An 18,907-nucleotide genomic window follows, 5' to 3' on the forward strand; every position below is an offset into this window, starting at 1 on the left:
TTCAACTTCCCTTATTCCAAAGTGCGAGCGCGACGCGTGCCAGTCCGCGCCTTGATGCAAGTTCGGCATCCGCCGTTGTCGAGATGAAGCCGGCGTGCGCAAGAGCCGCCTCATAGAGTGCTGCCAACGAACCGGTTGCGATGAGGCGGACAGGTTTTTGCCTGCCATAGCGGCGCAGGGCGTCGGCCATCTCGGTGCCGATCAGTAGGCCCGACAGCCTGGCCGCGCCGTCGCCTTTGTTGGCGAAGCCGAGCAACATGGCCGAGCGGATGCGGAACAGCGAGGAGGTGAGGGCGGCATCGCCCGATTCGGCAGTGCCGAGGCCAGCCGAAAAGGCCTGACTATCCGGTGTGGCGCCGACTTCCTTGTCGAGTGCCAATGACACCACGCTCTGTTCGGCGACAAGGGCGAACAGTTCACCCGTCATGTAGGTCGTAAAAGCGGTGATCGCTCCGTCTTCGATGACGACCCACTTGCTATGAGTGCCGGGAATGCAAACGAGGCCGGTAAAGCCTGGTTCGATCGAGCCGAGGATCTGGGTTTCCTCGCCTCGCATGACGTCCGGCTCGGCCGACGACGCCTGGGCTACCCCCGGTAAAATTCGAACGTCACCATCGATATCGACCCGAACGGCGCCCGCATGCAGGGCGTCGAGGCGTGTCGGCGTTTCAAGATAAGGCGCTTCTCGCCACCCCTGGCGGGCTCCGGCCATGCCACAGATAATCGTCGGCAGTCCTTCGCCCCCAAGCGCCGCGATGTGGCGCCGAAACACAGTCTCGAAGCCGGCGGTCGCGCAGTGACGCATGCCTTCCTCGCCGCGGCGTTCTGCGAGCGGCGTGCCGTCCGCCGCCATCAGCCAAGCGCGAAAGCTGCTGGTGCCCCAGTCGATCGCGATGAAGGCGGCTTGTCCGTCACCTGTTTGCCGATGCCCCATTTCCTCTCCCTCCGCTCGTTGATTGTTCGAGGGACGCAAATCCCAGCACGGCCGCGCCGACCAGACCCGGCTCCACCTGGCAGAGAGCCTGGACCACCAGCGGCCGATTGATCCGCCGGAGGATGCGAGACCGCACGGCCTCATCGAGCGCCCCGATCAACGGCCCACAGTTCGAAAGGCCACCACCGACGGGAATGATGGTCGCGCCGGTAACATTGGCCACCAGCGCGAGCGGTCCCGACAGGATGTCGAGATAGACGTCGATCGTGCGCGCCGCCGCCGAGTCGCCGGCGATCCAAGCCTGGGTAATCTGTTCGCTGCTGAGGGATTGACCCGAGAGCTCGACATGCAACTTCTCCATGCCGCGAGCGCTGCACACGGCATCGACGCAACCAATCTGACCGCAGCCGCAAGCAAAGCGGGGCAGCTCAACCGGTGGATGGCCGGCCCTGGTGGCGGCGACAGGCCCGTGTCCCCATTCGCCGGCAAAGCCACCGTGGCTGTTGATCAGCTTGCCGTCGATGACCAGGCCACCACCGACGCCGGTACCGAGAATGACTCCGAAGACAATGCGATGGCCTCGCCCGGCGCCAATCCCGGCTTCCGCCAGGACGCAACAGTCGGCGTCATTGGCAATCAGTACCGACATCCCGAGCGCGTCTTCGAGATCGGCCTGCAGCCGCCGGCCGTTGATGCAGGGCACGTTGGCGACCACAGCTCTCTGAGTCTCGGGATCGACAATGCCGGCAATCGAGATGGCGACGCATTGAGGCGTGCCTCCGGCCTCGGCCATCACCGATTTCAGGGCGGCCACGAAGGCGGCAAAATCGCTCGCTGGTGTCGGGCGGCGTGGAAAGGGGCGGATGTTGTCGACCGCGTGGGCGACGGCGCCCTTTACGGTGGTGCCGCCTATGTCGAAGCAGACGATCATGAAGCGACCTGTCCCTGTCCGGATTGGCGGTAGACGCAAGTGCCGCCGATATAGGTGGCGGCGAGCGACAGGTCGCTCTCCAGCAACAGGAAATCAGCGTCCATGCCGGCCGCCAGTTGGCCCTTGGAAGCGCAACCGATCGCTTGGGCGGCGTAGAGCGAAGCCATGTTGATCGCTTCGCCGAGGGGCAGGCCGAGGCGCTTGTGCACGAAGAGAACGCAGGACAACATATCGATGTCGGCCCCCGCCAGGGTTCCGTCGGTAAGTGTCAACCGTCCCCCTTTGCGATAGATTTGGCGGCCGGTCAGTTCGAAGCTTGTCTGGTCGGTGCCAATCGTCGACATGGCGTCAGTGACCAGGAATATGCGACCGGGGCCTTGCTTGGCGCGCAACGCCACCTGCATCACGGTGGGATCGATATGGAAGCCATCGGCGATCATGCCACAGGATAGGCGGCCGCTTGCGAGAGCTGCTCCGACCAGTCCCGCCTCGCGGTTCGCCATCTGGCTCATGGCGTTGAAGAGGTGCGTTGCCATCGAGGCGCCGGCCGCCACGTAGGCGGCGACGGTCGACGCCTTGGTGTCGGTGTGACCCAGGCTCACGACGTAGCCAGCCTCGACCAGACGGGCAGCCTGTTCGGGGCTGACGCTTTCCGGCGCAATGGTGGTGATCGCTTTCCCGAACCGACCAGCCGCGTCGACCATTCGGGCGAGATCGGTATCGGTCATCGGCCGGATCAGCGAAGGGTCATGGGTGCCCTTGCGGGCAACCGACAAATGCGGACCTTCCAGATGCAGTCCGAGGAAGCCGGGCACCCTCAGTCGGTGCGCCTCGATACCGGCGGAGATCGCGGCGGCGCCGACTTCCGGGGTATCGGTGATCAGCGTTGCCATCAGCGCGGTCGTGCCGAAGCGGGCATGGGCTGAACAGATCGTTCGAATGCCGGCGACGGTCGGATCGTTGTTGAACAGCACGCCGCCGCCGCCGTTGACCTGCAGGTCGATGAAACCGGGCGAGACGATCCTGTTGGTGGCATCAATCTCAGCGATGCCGGCCGGCAGTTGGTGGGCCGGGGCGATCGCCACGATGCGACCGTCCTCGAGGATCAGTGCTCTATCCTCGACGAAGGTAGAGCCATCGAAGATGCGGCCGCCGGTGACGGCGAGTGTTGCGGACATTTGGGGAAAATTTCTCTCTGATCGTTAAGTCATTGAAGTGATGAGGCTTCGTCTCATTGCCCGATGGTCAGCTCGGCGATGAGGTCATAAACGTCGTTGCGATAGAGCGCAGTCGACATTTCCATGACCCGCCCGGTCTCGAAATAAGCGATACGCTGCACCGAAAGCGCCGGCGATCCTGGGGGGACGCCGAGCAATTCGGTTTCATCGTCCTTGAGCAGAACAGCGGAAATGCGCTGATTGGCGCGGACTGGACGCACGCCGCGTTCCGCCAATGCCAAATAGAGGGAATCATTGACGACATGGGGATCGGGCAGGATGTCGTCGGGCAGGCTGGTGCGCTCCAGAGCGATGGGCAGGTCGTCCGCCGTGCGTATCCGGATCAAACGGGCAACGCGCGCCTCGCTGGCTAGACCGAGCGTCATCGTTTCTTCCGGGGTCGGGAAAACCAAGCCGCGGCTGATCCAACGCGAACCGGCCTGCATGCCGCGCCGATGCATGTCGTCGGTGAACGACGTGAGACGCGACAACGGCTGCTGGAGGCGCTGGATCGGCCTGACCACAAAGGTGCCGGAACCACGGCGGCGAACCAGTAATCCGTCGGCCACCAGTGTATCGATCGCCTTGCGGACGGTGACGCGGCTAATCGCGGCGGTATCGGCGATATCGCGTTCGGGTGGCAGGGCATCACCATGCTTGAGGCGGCCGACGGTGATGGCATTTTCGATGACGGTCTTGAGTTTGAGATAGAGCGGGCCAACGCGGGCGGACTGCAACTCTTCAAAGGACAAGTTGCCATTCATATCGACGGCTCCGACCGACGCAGTGCACTTTGGGCTTTTGAGCCCGCCCGGGAGAGCCATGAAGGTCTGGCCGTCATAAATCCATCTCCCATTGGGCTCCGGCTAATACCAGCACGATACCAAGATCGAAAATCGTTTTCATCAAAAAACTCGTCGACTAAGGCAGCTCCAGAAAGACCGTTTGATTTCAAATGTTTGCCTCTATACCGCCTGGTTTGGCGTTGGTCATGGACTCTTGGCCTTTTTTGGTATTATTCTGAAGGCACAATACGGCGGAGATGGCTGAAGCTTGTTAAAAGCCGCAACTAAACTCTGTCTACGGAACAGTTAACACAACGCTTGATTGTAAAACCTGAAGAAGACTGACTCTCGTGGCTTCCTGCTGCGGGGTGGAGGTTTCTTTTGCGTAAATCATTGAATTTATTTTCACAATCGAGCCCGCTGACAGGATTTTTTGTTGACCGAGGCAATGTTTTCCAGCAGTCTGCGAAAAAAAATTAGATAAGGGGTTTCTAGTGATGAAAGTCGGCATCGTCGGTCTCGGTTTCCGGCTTGGCTATCTCGGCGAGATATTCAAGGACATCGATCCGGAATTCGAAATCGTTGGCTACGTTGATCCGGATCCCGCCGGTCTGCCGCAGCTTGAGCGGGCTGGTATTTCGGCAGGACGGAAATACGACACGCCTGAGGCTTTGATCGACGCCAATACGCTTGATCTGCTGATGATCGGCTCGCCGAACCATCTGCATCTCGAACACATCCGCATCGGGCTAGAGGCTGGACTTAAGGTTTTTTCGGAAAAGCCGATCGTCACGTCCATCGAGGAGAGCTACGAGCTCGCCCGGCTGCTGGCCAAGCATGGGCACGACCGCCTGTTGGTCGGTTTGGTGCTGCGCTATTCGCCATTGTATCGCGACCTACGCGCCGCTCAGGCATCGGGGTTGCTTGGAGACATCGCCTCCATCGAGGCATCCGAGCACATCCCGCCCTATCACGGTGCGTTCTTCATGCGCGATTGGCGCCGCTACGCCCACTATACGGGCGGTTTCATGCTCGAAAAGTGCTGCCACGATCTCGATCTTTACAATGGTGTCATGGGAGTTCGCCCTCGCTTTGTTGCCAGCTTCGGCGGTCGCCGAAGCTTTACGCCGGCCAATGCGCCGCAGGCGCAGGGCGTCAACGATCTTGAGGTTTTTCATCGGAAGCCGAGTGGCTGGATGGGTAGTGACAAGGTGTTCGACAGCGATGCCGACATCATCGATTTCCAGACTGCCATCGTCGAATACGAGAACGGCTCCTCGCTCGCCTTCCATACCAATCTCAACGTTCCCGATGATTTCAGGCGGTTTTGCGTCATCGGAGCAAAGGGAACAGCCGAGGGCGACTTCGTTCGGGGCTTCCTCAACGTTCATCGCGCCATCGACAGCGCCAAGCTGATCGCCAACTCCTACAAGGCGCCCTCCGCCAAATCTCAGCACTACGGTGCCGATGAGCAAATGGCTGCCGACGTTATCGCGCATGTCACGGCTGGAGCGCCGCTTCCGGTGTCGGCTCTCGATGCCATCGAGGCCGGCATGCTGGCGCTTGCCATGGATGAGGCCCGAGCTGGCCACAAGGTCATCGATCTTGCCCCGGTGTGGGCGACCTATGATGCCTGCCTTAACGGTAACACGCGATCGCTGAACGGCTAAAAGGACGACAGTATGAATGTCAGTCGAAGCGCTGCCATCTTTGCCTGGATGCTTTTGGCACCAGCCCTGATCTACGTCATTGCCATCGTTGCCTATCCGCTCGTCGATGCCTTCCTGTTGTCATTCACCGATACGGCTCTCAAGAAGACGGTCAACTGGGTCGGGTGGGAGAACTATATCAAGATCTTCAAGTCCGGCTTCGAGATCATCATTCTCCGCACCATGGTGTGGACGTTCTTTTCTGTGTCGATCAAGATGATCATCGGCGTGCTCGGCGCGACGCTGCTGAACGCGGCTGTGCCGGGGCGGGCGCTCTTTCGAGTGCTGACCATGCCGCCGTGGATCGTACCGATGGCCATCGGCATCTTCATGTGGGGCTGGATGTACAACGGCCAGTTCGGCATGATTTCCGGCCTGCTGCAACGCTTTGGCCTGGTAGATGGGCCGGTTGCCTTTCTCGCCTATGGTTCGACTGCCTTCTGGGCGACTATTTTCACCGATGTGTGGATCGGCGTTCCGCTGGTAACGCTCTACATGTTGGCCGCCACCCAATCCATTCCGAAGGACCTCTACGAGGCCGCCTGGGTCGACGGTGCCAGTCGCCTCTATCGGCTGCGCCGCATTACCCTGCCGCTGATCACGCCGTCGCTGATCACCATTTCGATGATTTCGCTGATTTCGACCTTCAATTCGTTCGACATCATCTGGATTCTGACGCGCGGTGGTCCGTCCGGCGAAACGACGACCATGATCATCGACACCTACAAGACCGCCTTCGGGTCCTACAAATACGGCGAGGGTTCGGCTCGCGTCGTGCTGGTGGGGATCTGCCTGTCGATCTTCTGCTTCTTCTACTTCCGCATCGTCAACAAACTGTCGGCTACGCAGGAGCGCTGAGCGATGATCGACAAGTACACCTGGTACGAGAAGATCGGCATCTATCTCGGTATCTTCGTCTTTCTCACTTTCGTGCTGTCGCCGTTCGTGGAAGGTTTTCTCGTCTCGCTGAAGCCGCTGCAGCAACTGTTTTCGTCTCCCTACAGCTTTTGGCCGAAGGAAGGGTCTTTCGACGCCTATTTCCGTATCTGGCAGACGGTCCCGTTCCTGTGGCTCTACATTCTGAACGGTATTTTCATTGCGACCGTCGCCACTTTCTTTGGTCTTTTCATGATCGTCCCCGCCGCCTATGCCCTGGCCCGCATCGAGTTCCGCGGGAGAGGCACCATGCTAAGCGCCTTTCTGATGATCAACATGTTCTCCGGCGCCGTGTTGCTCATCCCGCTTTACCGCCTGATGCGAGCCACCGGGCTGCTCAATACTTATTTCGCCATGATCGTGCCGGGGACCGCCTTCATCCTCGGTACTGGCATCTGGCTGCTCAGGGCCTATATGCTTCGCATTCCCAAGGAGCTTGAGGAGGCCGCCTTTGCCGACGGCGCCAGCCGCTTCTACACCTTCCGTCGTGTGGTTCTGCCACTGGCAATGCCTGGCATCCTGATCGCCGGCATCAACTGCTTTCTGACCGTCTACGCGCAGCAGTTCATCTATGCCCTGACCTTCAATTCGAAGTCGGAGTATATGCCGCTGTCAGTTGGCCTGTTTGCTTTCTTCGGTCGCCAGGAGGTTGCCTGGAACGAACTGATGGCGGCCAGTATCGTCGGCATCACGCCGGTGATGATCGTCTTCTTCTTCCTGCAGAAATACCTCGTCGCGGGCCTTACAGCGGGTGCCGTGAAGTCGTGAGAATTCCGTTCGGGGTGTAAGTCCGAATGAGATACCGGCGCCGCCGCGGGGCCGGGTGTGGGGTGAGGTGCTCGGACCGCAGGATCATCGGCGAGCGACCTCGGATGACTGAAAAAACAAAGTGAAAATCAGAGGAGAACAGTCAATGTCTAAGATGACGAAAGTGACGCTCGGGGCCGCTGCCATGCTGATGGCAGGAACGGCTCTGGCCATGGCCGCTGATCAGACCATCAGCTGGATCTATTGCGGTGACACGATCGATCCCATCCACCAGAAATACATCAAGGAATGGGAAACCAAAAATCCGGGCTGGTCGGTCAAGCCGGAGTTGGTCGGCTGGGACCAGTGCCAGGACAAGGCGACCACGCTGGCTGTGGCCGGTAACCCCGTTGCGATGGCCTATGTCGGCTCACGCACGCTGAAGCAGTTTGCCGAGAACGACCTCATCGTTCCGGTGCCGATGACCGACGACGAGAAGAAGAGCTATTACCCCAACATCGTCGGTACCGTTACCTTCCAGGACACCCAGTGGGGCGTTCCTATCGCCTTCTCGACCAAGGCTCTGTACTGGAACAAGGACCTGTTCAAGGCCGCCGGCCTCGATCCCGAGACGCCGCCGAAGACCTGGGCCGAAGAGATCGCCGACGCCAAGCAGATCAAGGAAAAGACCGGTGTCGCCGGCTACGGCCTGCCGGCCAAGACCTTCGACAACACCATGCATCAGTTCATGCATTGGGTTTACACCAACAACGGCAAGGTGAACGACGGCGACAAGATCACCATCGATAGCCCGGAAGTTCTCGCCGCGCTGCAGGCCTACAAGGATATCACCCCTTATTCGGTGGAAGGCGCGACCGCCTATGAGCAGAACGAGATCCGCGCCATCTTCCTCGACGGCAAGGTCGGGATGATCCAGGCCGGTTCGGGTGCGGCCAATCTGCTCAAGAAGACCAAGATCAACTGGGGCGTCGCTCCGTTGCCGCTTGGCCCATCGGCCAAAGGGCAGGGCACGCTGTTGATCACCGACAGTCTGGCCATCTTCAAGGGTACCGGCGTTGAGGAAAAGGCGACAGAATTCGCCAAGTTCATCACGTCGCCGGGGCCGCAAGGCGAATACGAGCTACAGGGCGGGGCTGGCCTCACCCCGCTGCGTCCGTCGGCCAAGGTCGACGAGTTCGTCAAGGCAGATCCGACTTGGAAGCCGTTCATCGACGGCATTTCCTTTGGCGGTCCGGAGCCGTTGTTCAAGGACTACAAGGGCTTCCAGAACGTGATGATCGAGATGGTCCAGTCGGTCGTTACCGGCGCGGCCGAGCCGGCCGCCGCCCTCAAGAAGGCAGCCGCCGATCTCGAGCAGTACAAGTAAGCCTGCCGAGCGCGTCCTGCGGGCCAGTCTGGCCCGCGGGATCTCTCCAATCGACAGAACGGAAGCCGACTTCGCACCAGCGACGGTCGAATTTCGCGGGGAACCAGAGCCGTGGGGCAGCTGCAACTCAACCAGGTAAACAAGTCCTTCGACGACTACGAGGTGCTGAAAAGCATCAGCCTCGAGGTTGAGGAAGGTGAATTCGTCGTGTTCGTCGGACCGTCCGGCTGTGGCAAGTCAACGTTGCTGCGCATGATCGCCGGCCTCGATTCGACCAGCAGCGGCGACATTTTGATCGATGATGTGCGGGTCAACGACAAACCACCGGTCGCCCGCGGTATCGCCATGGTGTTCCAGTCCTACGCTCTCTATCCGCACATGACGGTGTTTGAGAACATCGCCTTTCCTCTGCGGGTGGAGAAGCTTCCGGAAGACAAGATTCGCGAGAAGGTGGGGGCGGTTGCCAAGGTTCTGCAGCTCGACAAGCGGCTTCAGCAGAAGCCTGGCATGCTCTCGGGTGGTCAACGCCAGCGCGTCGCCATCGGCCGCGCCATCGTTCGCGAGCCCAAGATTTTCCTGTTCGACGAGCCGCTCTCCAACCTCGACGCCGCGCTAAGGGCCGAAATGCGCCTTGAGCTCAGCAAACTGCACGCCCAGCTCAAGGCGACGATGATCTACGTCACCCACGATCAGGTCGAGGCCATGACCATGGCCAACCGCATTGTGGTCCTGAACGCCGGCGATATCGCTCAAGTCGGGGCACCGCTCGAGCTTTATCACAAACCGCGCAACCTGTTTGTTGCGAGCTTCATCGGCAATCCAAAGATGAACTTTCTTCCGGTGGTGTGTACCGACGCTGGCGAGGAGGGGGTTACCGTGGAGTTCGCCGGCCAGTCGCTGCTGGTTCCCGTCAAGCCGCGCCAGTATATCGTGGGCAAGACCATGACGCTCGGTATCCGACCGGAACACACGCGTCTGGGGGAGGGGCACATTAACCTTGCAGTGACGCCAGCGGTTATCGAGCGACTGGGAATCAATACCATCGCTTATGCCAACTTACCGACGGGCGAGTCTTTCTGCGCCCTGTTGCCGGGCTCGGCTCCGGTGCAAGCGGGGCACGAGTTCAAGGTCGGCATCAAGGCAGAGGATTGCCATTTGTTCGACGCCGACGGCTGGTCGCTTGAGCGTAAGGTCAATCTCGCCGAGCTCGGCATGCCCTTGCTGAATCGAGAGGCTTAACCCGAAGCCGCAGGCAGCCCCCACCGTGGGCAGTTCGGCGGTTTCCTGGCAAAACTATTGCGGCATCGCGATATAGCCCGATCGCGATGCCGCTTTTGTTTCGTATTTACTTTTCGCTGATGCGGCTGGCTACCAGACGAGACCGCGGGCAGCCACCGGCTCGACGCGAGTCACCACGCCGCCGCGATGAAAAACCATGCTGTCGAAAAGATTTGACACCACACAGGTGTGGTTCGGCACGATGCGGACGCGTTCGCCGATTTCCGGGCGCCGACCCGACAGCTTGGAAAGATCGACTGTGCCGTGTTCCTCGGAAAGACCGGTGATGAGCGCGTCGGGATACTCGACGATCAGGCCAAAGTCCGAAAAGCCCAGCAAGTCGGAGGTCAGCGCTTTCGATCCGGCATCAAGGATGGCGCGATCCGGCGTCGGACGAGAGACAACAGTGGCCAGGATGTGCATGGCGCAGTCGTCGAGTGCGCAGTGGCCGGCACGCACCATCGAACGGTCGTTATAGACATATGTACCGGCGCGGTGCTCGGTGGCCGAGGTCACGAGATGGGCGGAGAAAAGGCTTGGCGTGCCGCCATTGCTGACGATGGGGCAGTCGATCCTCTCGGCCTTCAGGCCGGTCAGAGTCTCTGCGAAGAAGGCTTCCGTCGCGGCTTCGCTTCCAGCCTTGGGATAGGTCATCAAACCGCCGAATGTCAGGGCGTTGCTGCCGGCGACGCGCCGAGCCAGCGCCAGGGCCTCGGCCGGCGTCTGGACACCGCAACGGCCGGCGCCGGTGTCGCATTCCACCAGCACCGCGAGCGGCTTGCGGCCGGCGAAATGGCCGGCGAGCCCGTCAACCGTGACGGCACTGTCGGCGACGACCTTCAACCCCGAAATCCGGTCGTTGAGGTCGGCGAGACGGTCCAACTTCTCCACGCCCAGGATATTGAAAGTGATCAGGATGTCGTCGAAGCCCGCCTCGGCGAACGCTTCCGCTTCCGTGACCTTCTGGCAATTGATGCCACGGGCGCCGGCTTGTCGCTGCGCCTCGGCCACAGCCGGAATCTTGTGCGTCTTGATGTGCGGCCGAAAGTTCAGATGATGGGCGTCCATATAGGACTGGACGCGGGCGATGTTGGCGGCGAGGCGATCCTCGTCGATGACCGGCTGAGGGGTGGATACGCTGGCGATCGGATCGCCGGCACGGGGAGTCATAACGGTCATTGCGCTGCTGCCTCACTGGTTCGGACATCGCCATGCGGGTCGGCAATCATCGGCCAAATATCGCGGCGCGCCCGGCGGTAAGGGGTTGTGGCAGGATCGTTGGGATAGGGGCGTCCGGCCGAACAATAGAGGATTTCCGACGCGATCTTGGAGAAGGCGGCATAGAAATGATTGGTGGATTTGATGAGCAATATATCCTTGGTCATCGGATCGATGCCAAGCGCCGTGAACAATGAAGGATCATAGCTCTGCACCCGCACGGTGCCGAGGACGACATCGATACCCTTGAAGTGGATATGCGCGGCGGCACCAAATGGCGCGACACTGTCGCCGAAGCGCATCTCAGCGTTCGGTACCACGCGCACGACCTTGACGATGGCATCGATCGGATCGCCGGTGAAGGGAGCCGACTTAGCGCCGAAGCGCAGTGGTATTTCCGCCCCTTCGCCGGCCGCCATGCAGATCTGGACTGCGATTGGATCCCAGATCAGGCCGACAGCAACGCTTGTTGCCCCGCGCGCCAGAAGCTCTTCAAGGATCACCGTGGCATCGCCCGCGGTGCCGCCGCCGGGATTGTCCCATACGTCGGCGATCACCACTGGATGCGCGGTGGCGGCGAGGGCGCGGCTGACCGCCTCCTTCTCGTCGATCTGCGGCACCATGTAGGTCCCGCGCTTCTCAAAGAGTTCCATGCCGAGGTCGCGCGCCAGCTTTTGCCCCTTTGCCGGATTGCCGTTGGTGACGGCAATGGTCTTGGTGCCCATCTCCGGTACGTCGCCTGCCATGAAACCATGAATCACCGACAGCGAGAGCACATCGTTATCGGTCGCCTCGATCTCTTTCATGCGGTCGACGAAGCTGCGCATCGGTTCGCGAGAGGTCGGAAAGACATCGATCATGCGGCAGTCGAATACGCTCATCACCGGCTTGACCCGGTCCTCCAGGGTGGCGACGGCAATCGCCCAGAGGTCTTCTGCCCGATCGACGAAATCGGTGTGGGGAAATTCCTTGAAGGCGACGAGGAAGTTGACGGCGGCGACCCGCTTTGCCGTCAGATGGCTGTGCGGATCGATCTCCGAGCAGACCAGCACATCGGGACCGACAATGGTTCTGATGCGCTCCAGAAAGTCGCCTTCGGGGTCAAGATAACCATCGGCTACCATGGCCCCGTGCAGTCCGAGCACGACGGCGTCGACGGGCAGGGCCGCCTTGAGCTGGTCCAGAATCTCGTCCCTCAGCCCCTCGAACGTGGCGCGGTTGATCAGCCCCGCCGGGTCGGCCCAGGTCGCGGTTCCCTCGATAAGTTCCCAGCCCTTCGCAGCGCAGACCTTTCGCCCAACAGTGATCGGTGCCGTGCACAGAGTTGGTGTCGACGGATGTTGGCCGGGCGGCGCATAGAGCGAATCTTCAAAAGCGCGGCGATCGATGCAGATCGGAGAGAAGGTGTTTGTTTCCGTTGCGAGAGCGGCGGTGAAGATGCGCAAGGTGGTGCCTCGGGTTGGTGGCAAGTGTCGGGATGGCGTGTGTGCCAATGCCCGGCATCGCACTGGATTGCGGCGGCGACGCTAAAATACCTATGGTCCTCCGATCAGGCGGTGGTGCCCATCGGATTGGGAAGATAGCCGGTAAAGCCGGCGATCTTCCAGCGCCCCTGATGCAGGCGGCAATAATAGAGCGTCTGCCAGGCCATGACGTCGAAACCGCCATCGGCCTTGCGGATTCCGCCATCGAACTTCTTTCTCACGAGGGCGGTCTCACCGACGATGTCTATTTCTTCGAGCGTGGTGGTGCGAAAAATGGCGACCCGTGGATCTTCGCCATAGGCGGCGCTCAGTCCATCGCGCGCTTGGCGCAGCCATTCGTCGCGATAGCTGGCCAGTGTGGGAAAGGCCAACGTCCAGTTGTCAGGGTTGGAATTCTTGTTGCCGGAAATTCCAAGAAAGCCATCTTCAATGAAGTCGTCGTCGACCATCGACCAGTCGGCGGCCAAATAGGCGTCGATATCGCGCGGCACCAGCATTTCCCATATGGCACGACGAGCAGTGTCGCTTTCCGGGAAGGGGTTGCGGAAGGGATCGCGCATGATGACTCCTCGTCTAAATTCTTTTCATCAGACTGAAAAAGCTCTGGCAGAAATCCGGTTTTTATGGTCCATTGTCAACGCATAAAGAAAACATTTTGCAGGCGGGTCACTCATGGCCATTAAAAGATATGGAGCCGTCCAGCCAGGTGCCGGCGGCCAGAAATTGCCGTTCGCCCGTGCCGTTGAGGCCGATGGTTGGCTCTATGTTTCCGGTCAGGTCGCCATGGAAAATGGCGAAGTGGTTGCTGGCGGCATCGTCGAGCAGGCACACAAGGCGATCGACAACCTGATCGCCATCCTGCGCGAAGCTGACTATGGACTCGAGGACATCGTGCGCGTCGGCGTGTGGCTCGACGATCCGCGCGATTTCTGGAGTTTCAACAAAGTCTACATCAGCTATTTCGGCGACAACCCGCCGGCGCGAGCTTGCGTGCAGTCTTCCATGATGGTCGATTGCAAGGTCGAGATCGACTGCGTCGCTTACAAGGCGCGCTGAGTCCCGGGCGGCGGTGGGGGCCATATGGATATTTTTGCGACGATCCAGGAGATGCGGCCGCAGTTCTCGCCGTCTGAACAGAGGATCGCCGATATTCTGCAGACCCAGCTCGAATTTGCCGTCGGCGCCTCGATCAGCGATTTGGCCGAGCGGGCGGAGGTTTCGCCGCCGACTGTCACCCGGTTCTGCCGCCGGCTCGGTTGCCAGAGCTTTGCCGACTTCCGTGTTCGCCTTGCCAAGACCGCCTATGTGGGCGTGCGCTACCTCAACCCGGAGGCAAAGAGCACCGAACCGGCCGATGTCGCCGAGGACGTCATCACCAAGGCACAGAATGCGCTCTACATGGCTCACCGGTCACTGGAGCCAGAAATGCTCGATCGCATTGCCGACCGGATCGCCCGCGCCGAGATGGTCTATGCCTTCGGCTCGGGGGGCAGTTCGTCGATGGTTGCTTCCGAATTGCAAAACCGCCTGTTTCGTCTGGGTACGCGCGTGGTCGCCTGCAGCGATCACGACATGCAGTTGATGCTGACGGCGGCGGCGCGCACCAATGATGTCCTGATCGGCTCGTCGTTTTCCGGACGCAACGAGTCGCTGGTGCGCTGCTTCAACCTGGCGCGCGAAGCCGGCATCAGCGCCATCGCCTTGACACGGGCCGATAGCCCGGTGGCGCAGGCCGCCGAAATGGCCATCACCATCGATCTACCGGAAGGAGACAATATCTTCCGACCGACATCGAGCCGTTTTGCCTACCTTGCCATTGTTGATGTGATTGCCAGCCTGGTTGCCTACCGCAATCGTCGGATTTCGACGGTGACGCTTCGCCAGATCAAGCAGCAGCTGATCGAACATCGCGACGGCACCGACAACAGCCAGATCATGGGAGACTGAATATGCTGCGCCCGCGTTCAACGCCGCCGTTCGTAGGGGCTCGCGCATGAGCGGCTCGGTCGCGGTCGTTACCGGCGCCGCTGGCGACATCGGCAGAGCGATTGCTCGCCGCTTGGCCGATTCTCATGCCTTCGTGGCTTTGGTCGACATCGACGCCGCCGCCCTTGGCAAGGCTATCGAGATGCTCGGCAACGCCAGTTGCTTTGTGCCGGTCGTGGCCGATGTGACCGACGCGCCGAGCCTTGCCGGCGTTGCAAAGCGGGTCGCTGCCCTCGGCGCGGTGACGACGCTGGTCAACAACGCCGGCGCGGCGCGCGCTGTGTCGCTGCATGACACGACGCCGGAAATCTGGCGTCAGGACGCGACCCTCAACCTCGAGGCCTCTTTTCTGATGTTCAGGGCGCTTGAGGATCAGCTCAAGGCCAGCCATGGCTCGCTGATCAACATCGCCTCGGTTAACGGCATTGCGGTGTTCGGCCATCCGGCCTACAGCGCGGCCAAAGCCGGCCTTATTCACCTGACGCGGCTGATCGCGGTCGAGTACGGCAAGTTCGGTATTCGCGCCAATACCGTGGCGCCTGGCACGGTTCGTACCCAGGCTTGGGAAGCGCGGGCCGCCGCCAATCCGCAAGTCTTTGAGGAAGCCAAGCGCTGGTACGCGCTGCGCCGCATCGCCTCCGCCGAGGATGTGGCCAACGCCGTGTATTTCCTGGCCAGCGAGCAAGCAGCCGCCATTACCGGCGTCTGCCTGCCTGTCGATTGCGGGCTGACCGCCGGTCAGGCGGAACTCGCCCACACTTTCTCGCAGTCAGAGCACTACTGATCGTTTGTTCGAAGGAAACGGGATGGCGATCTGGACCCGCTTCATCGCCAGTTCGGGCATGGGTGGTTTGTCATTCACTGGTGCAAAAAACGCAGTGGCAACAAAGCCGCGCAAGGGGAATTCTGATGATCAATGCCAGCTTCCGTCTTGAAAATACGTGGCGTCCGCTCGAGGACGATCCGGCCGGTGCTCTTGTCTTCACGCTCGTCAACCTGTCCGATGCGCCGATCCGAGATTTCAAACTCGCCTACACGACGCTGACCCGCGTCAAGGTGCCGGGAGTTTGCGACAACGCGGTGTTTATCAAGCGCGATGGCAGCTTCCATCAGGTCGCGGCCCCCGCCGGCTTGGTGCTCGAGCCGGGTGCTTCCTGGCGCTTTTCAGTGGCCGGCCTCTGGCGGCGCCCGCGTCATCGCACCGACGGCGCGAAGTCGGCCTATGTGACGCTGGCCGACGGCTCTCACCACGACGCGGACGTCCTCGATTGCCAGATCGAAGGGTTTCCCAGTGAGCTGGCACCCAGTCTGCTGCCGATCGGCGAAACCAAGCAGCCGTTCGCGCTGCTGCCCTGGCCTGTGAAGGCGGAGCTTACTGCCGGTGACCGAATTCCAGTTGCTCTCTATCCCGCTTCCGGCACTGGGCATGACGACCTCAAGGCGATCGACGTCGTTCTGTCGCTCCACCATCGTCTGTTTGCCGATGCGCCGGCGCCGTTCGTGTTCGCCTCCGTCGAGGGCGCTCTGCCTGTGCGCTTTGTGAGGCGCGCCGAACTTGCGCCCGAAGCCTTCGAGATCGCCCTATCGTCGGACGAAATCGTACTCGCCAGTGCCGGCAAGGCTGGTCGCCAGTACGCTCTGACGGCGCTTGCCCACTTGCTGCACGGTGCCAAGACCGATCCGGTGACGTTCCGTTTTCCCGCCGCCGGCCTGATCACGGACGCGCCGCGCTACGGCTGGCGCGGCTGCCATCTCGACGTGTCGCGCCAGTTCTTCCCGACGGCCGACGTCGAACGGCTGATCGACATTCTCGCCTGGTTCCGGCTGAACGTCTTCCATTGGCATCTTACCGACGACGAGGCGTGGCGGCTGGAAATCAAGGCCCTGCCTCAGCTGACGACAGTCGGCGCGTTACGCGGGCCTGATGAGCCGCTGCTGCCCCAACTCGGCAACGGTGCCAAACCGGTCGGTGGCTTCTACACCCAGGAGGAGGCGAGGGCGGTCGTCGCCCATGCCGCTTTGCTCAATATCCAGGTGGTGCCGGAAGTCGACATTCCCGGCCACAGCACGGCCATTCTGGCGGCGCTGCCCGATCTTACCGATGGCCAGGAGGCGCCTGAGAGCTATCGCTCCGTCCAGGGCTTCCCCAACAATGCCCTCAATCCGGCGATCGAGGCGACCTACGACGTTCTTGGCAAGGTGTTCGACGAGATGGTGACGATTTTCACGTCGCCGATCATTCACGTCGGTGGCGACGAGGTGGCCGACAATACCTGGATGGCGTCGCCGTTGGCGCGCAGCCTGATGGAAAAGCATGGCCTTGATGGCACCTTCGGGCTGCAGAGCCATTTCATGAAGCGCATCCAGGAAATGCTCAAGGCGCGCGGCCGTAGCCTCGCCGGCTGGGACGAGGTGTCGCACGGCGGCGGCGTGACCCCTGAGGGCACATTGCTGATGGCTTGGCGGGCGCCGGAGGTTGGCGTCAAGCTGGCCGGTGAGGGCTATGACGTGGTGATGACGCCGGGTCAGGCCTACTATCTCGATATGGTGCAAGACGAAGCTTGGCAGGAGCCGGGTGCCAGTTGGGCGGGGACCGTGCCCCCCAAGCACACCTACACCTACGAGGCCGTCGGCGAATTCCCGGAAGACTTGAAGCCGCGTCTCAAGGGCGTGCAGGCCTGCATCTGGACCGAGAACTTCATCAGCCGCGATTACTTCAATCGGCTGGTCTTTCCACGCCTGCCGGCCGTCGCCGAGGCGGCCTGGACCCCCCGTGAAAACAAGGACTGGCTGCGCTTTTCCGCCACTGTCCGCCTGAGCCCCCGTTTCTGAGGTTCGCTGCCCATGACTTTCCGCATCGCCGTCGGCGGTATTCACATTGAATGCAGCACCTATTCGCCGGCCCTGACACGCAGCGAGGATTTCCGCGTCGTGCGCGGCGCCGAACTGCTGGAAGCCGATTACTTCAGCTTCCTCAAGGCCAGCGATGCCCTCCATTTGCCGCTTCTGCATGCCCGCGCCGTGCCCGGCGGTCCGGTGGCACGGGATGCCTATGAGGCGTTCAAGGCCGATTTTCTGGAGCGATTGAAAGCGGCGCAGCCGCTCGACGGGCTTTATCTCGCCATGCACGGCGCCATGAATGTCGAAGGCATGGACGATGCCGAGGGCGACTGGATTTCGTCCGCCCGCGCCGTGGTCGGTCCCGACTGCCCGATCGCCACCAGCTACGATCTGCACGGCAACCTGTCGCAGACGATCATCGATCAGATCGACATTTTCGCCGGTTATCGCACTGCGCCACATATCGACGTGCGCGAAACCATGGTTCGCGCCTGGTCGATGCTGCTGAAAGCGCTGAGGACTGGTGAAAAGCCCGGTGTCGCCTGGGCTCCGGTGCCGGTGCTGCTGCCCGGCGAGCGGACCTCGACCGAGGATGAACCTGCCAAGAGCCTCTACGCGGTGCTGCCTGATTTCGACCGGCAGCCCGGTATCTGGGATGCCAATCTGATGGTTGGCTACGTCTGGGCCGACGAACCACGTGCCACGGCCTGCGCCGTCGTGACGGGCACTGATCGCGACGCTGCCCAGGCGGTGGCCGAAGCGATTGCCGATTCCTATTGGCGAGCGCGTGACGCCTTCCGGTTCGGCCCCGTCACCGGCTCGCTGCCGGAGATGCTCGATCTGGCGGAACAGGCGCGGACCTCTCCGGTGATCTTGGCCGATTCCGGCGATAACCCGACGGGCGGCGGTGTCGGCGATCGCGCCGACGTGCTGAATGCGTTGATAGCGCGCAATTTCCAAGGTGCCATCGTCGCTGGCATCACCGATCGTCCGGCGACGGACGCCTGCTTTGCCGCTGGCGTCGGCGTGGAACTGGAGCTTTCCATCGGCGGTACGCTCGATCCGTCTTCGCCGCGCGCTATCACCAAGGCCTGCGTGCTTCGGCTCGACGAGGACGAAGCCCTGGCCGAGCGGCAGGCTGTGGTCACCGTTGGCGGCATCACCTTGGTGCTGGCGGCGCGACGGCGCCCCTATCACAACATCTCCGATTTCACGCGTCTGGGGCTCGATCCTCGTACGGCGCGTCTTGTCGTCGTCAAGTCGGGATACCTGTCGCCGGAATTGCAGCCGATTGCCAATCCGAACCTGATGGCGCTCACCGATGGCGTGATCAATCAGGAGATCGAGGCGCTCGTCTCCGAACGGCGGGTGCAACCGATCTATCCGTTCGTCAAGAGCTTCGACTACCGGGCGGCGGCCGTGTTCTCGGCACGCTGGCGATAACACTGCCCCGT

General features: G+C 61.4%; 17 protein-coding genes. 10 read left to right on the top strand and 7 right to left on the bottom strand.

Annotated elements, in window-relative coordinates; genetic code table 11:
- Nucleotide 1: 1 nt before the first annotated feature.
- Genes AB6N07_RS14220 through AB6N07_RS14235 form a run of 4 tightly spaced genes read right to left on the bottom strand, consistent with a single transcriptional unit; the run spans nucleotide 2 to nucleotide 3,846 of the window.
- Nucleotides 2-934, bottom strand: a complete 933-nt coding sequence (locus AB6N07_RS14220; RefSeq protein ID WP_370673742.1) for a 2-dehydro-3-deoxygalactonokinase — start codon at nucleotides 932-934, stop codon at nucleotides 2-4.
- On the bottom strand, nucleotides 912-1,865 hold the full coding sequence (locus AB6N07_RS14225) for an ROK family protein (protein ID WP_370673743.1): 954 nt from the start codon (nucleotides 1,863-1,865) through the stop codon (nucleotides 912-914). Before AB6N07_RS14225 ends, AB6N07_RS14220 begins: the two co-directional genes overlap by 23 nt.
- Nucleotides 1,862-3,043 carry an N-acetylglucosamine-6-phosphate deacetylase gene (nagA, locus tag AB6N07_RS14230; RefSeq protein WP_370673744.1) on the bottom strand — a complete coding sequence of 394 codons (1,182 nt, stop codon included), beginning with the start codon at nucleotides 3,041-3,043 and terminating at the stop codon, nucleotides 1,862-1,864. Before nagA ends, AB6N07_RS14225 begins: the two co-directional genes overlap by 4 nt.
- Before the next feature lie 53 nt (nucleotides 3,044-3,096).
- A complete protein-coding gene (locus tag AB6N07_RS14235; protein WP_370673745.1) occupies nucleotides 3,097-3,846 on the bottom strand; it encodes a GntR family transcriptional regulator in 750 nt (249 codons plus the stop codon).
- Nucleotides 3,847-4,364: 518 nt separating this feature from the next.
- On the opposite strand from AB6N07_RS14235, the gene AB6N07_RS14240 reads away from it, so the two are divergent.
- The 5 genes from AB6N07_RS14240 (at nucleotide 4,365) to AB6N07_RS14260 (ending at nucleotide 9,885) form a co-directional block, all read left to right on the top strand.
- Nucleotides 4,365-5,537: a Gfo/Idh/MocA family protein gene (locus AB6N07_RS14240; RefSeq protein ID WP_370673746.1), complete on the top strand. Its 1,173-nt coding sequence runs from the start codon at nucleotides 4,365-4,367 to the stop codon at nucleotides 5,535-5,537.
- Between the two features lie 12 nt (nucleotides 5,538-5,549).
- Nucleotides 5,550-6,434, top strand: a complete 885-nt coding sequence (locus tag AB6N07_RS14245) for a carbohydrate ABC transporter permease (protein ID WP_370673747.1) — start codon at nucleotides 5,550-5,552, stop codon at nucleotides 6,432-6,434.
- Between the two features lie 3 nt (nucleotides 6,435-6,437).
- Complete coding sequence (locus AB6N07_RS14250) at nucleotides 6,438-7,280, top strand: carbohydrate ABC transporter permease (RefSeq protein WP_370673748.1); 843 nt, start codon at nucleotides 6,438-6,440, stop codon at nucleotides 7,278-7,280.
- 154 nt (nucleotides 7,281-7,434) lie between these two features.
- Nucleotides 7,435-8,646, top strand: coding sequence for an ABC transporter substrate-binding protein (locus tag AB6N07_RS14255; protein ID WP_370678241.1), 1,212 nt, complete (start codon nucleotides 7,435-7,437; stop codon nucleotides 8,644-8,646).
- Nucleotides 8,647-8,757: 111 nt separating this feature from the next.
- Nucleotides 8,758-9,885: an ABC transporter ATP-binding protein gene (locus tag AB6N07_RS14260; protein WP_370673749.1), complete on the top strand. Its 1,128-nt coding sequence runs from the start codon at nucleotides 8,758-8,760 to the stop codon at nucleotides 9,883-9,885.
- Nucleotides 9,886-10,014: 129 nt separating this feature from the next.
- On the opposite strand, the gene AB6N07_RS14265 is transcribed toward AB6N07_RS14260, so the two are convergent.
- The 3 genes from AB6N07_RS14265 to AB6N07_RS14275 form a co-directional block, all read right to left on the bottom strand.
- Entirely contained in the window at nucleotides 10,015-11,103 is a 1,089-nt protein-coding gene (locus tag AB6N07_RS14265) for a D-TA family PLP-dependent enzyme (RefSeq protein WP_370673750.1), read from the bottom strand.
- Entirely contained in the window at nucleotides 11,100-12,587 is a 1,488-nt protein-coding gene (locus AB6N07_RS14270) for a M81 family metallopeptidase (protein WP_370673751.1), read from the bottom strand. The genes AB6N07_RS14265 and AB6N07_RS14270 overlap by 4 nt, the downstream gene beginning before the upstream one ends.
- A 104-nt stretch (nucleotides 12,588-12,691) precedes the next feature.
- Entirely contained in the window at nucleotides 12,692-13,186 is a 495-nt protein-coding gene (locus AB6N07_RS14275) for a hypothetical protein (RefSeq protein ID WP_370673752.1), read from the bottom strand.
- Nucleotides 13,187-13,298: 112 nt separating this feature from the next.
- On the opposite strand from AB6N07_RS14275, the gene AB6N07_RS14280 reads away from it, so the two are divergent.
- The 5 genes from AB6N07_RS14280 to AB6N07_RS14300 all read left to right on the top strand — a co-directional run bounded on the left by AB6N07_RS14280 (nucleotide 13,299) and on the right by AB6N07_RS14300 (nucleotide 18,896).
- The gene (locus AB6N07_RS14280; RefSeq protein ID WP_370673753.1) at nucleotides 13,299-13,682 is read left to right on the top strand and encodes a RidA family protein; all 384 of its coding nucleotides are present in this window, start codon (nucleotides 13,299-13,301) and stop codon (nucleotides 13,680-13,682) included.
- Between the two features lie 24 nt (nucleotides 13,683-13,706).
- Complete coding sequence (locus tag AB6N07_RS14285) at nucleotides 13,707-14,573, top strand: MurR/RpiR family transcriptional regulator (protein ID WP_370673754.1); 867 nt, start codon at nucleotides 13,707-13,709, stop codon at nucleotides 14,571-14,573.
- Nucleotides 14,574-14,619: 46 nt separating this feature from the next.
- Nucleotides 14,620-15,396, top strand: coding sequence for an SDR family oxidoreductase (locus AB6N07_RS14290; protein WP_370673755.1), 777 nt, complete (start codon nucleotides 14,620-14,622; stop codon nucleotides 15,394-15,396).
- Between the two features lie 125 nt (nucleotides 15,397-15,521).
- Nucleotides 15,522-17,444: a beta-N-acetylhexosaminidase gene (locus tag AB6N07_RS14295; RefSeq protein ID WP_370673756.1), complete on the top strand. Its 1,923-nt coding sequence runs from the start codon at nucleotides 15,522-15,524 to the stop codon at nucleotides 17,442-17,444.
- Between the two features lie 12 nt (nucleotides 17,445-17,456).
- Nucleotides 17,457-18,896: a M81 family metallopeptidase gene (locus tag AB6N07_RS14300; RefSeq protein WP_370673757.1), complete on the top strand. Its 1,440-nt coding sequence runs from the start codon at nucleotides 17,457-17,459 to the stop codon at nucleotides 18,894-18,896.
- Nucleotides 18,897-18,907 lie beyond the last annotated feature (11 nt).

Origin of the sequence: Pleomorphomonas sp. PLEO (genome assembly GCF_041320595.1) — a bacterium.
Taxonomy (GTDB): Bacteria; Pseudomonadota; Alphaproteobacteria; order Rhizobiales; family Pleomorphomonadaceae; genus Pleomorphomonas.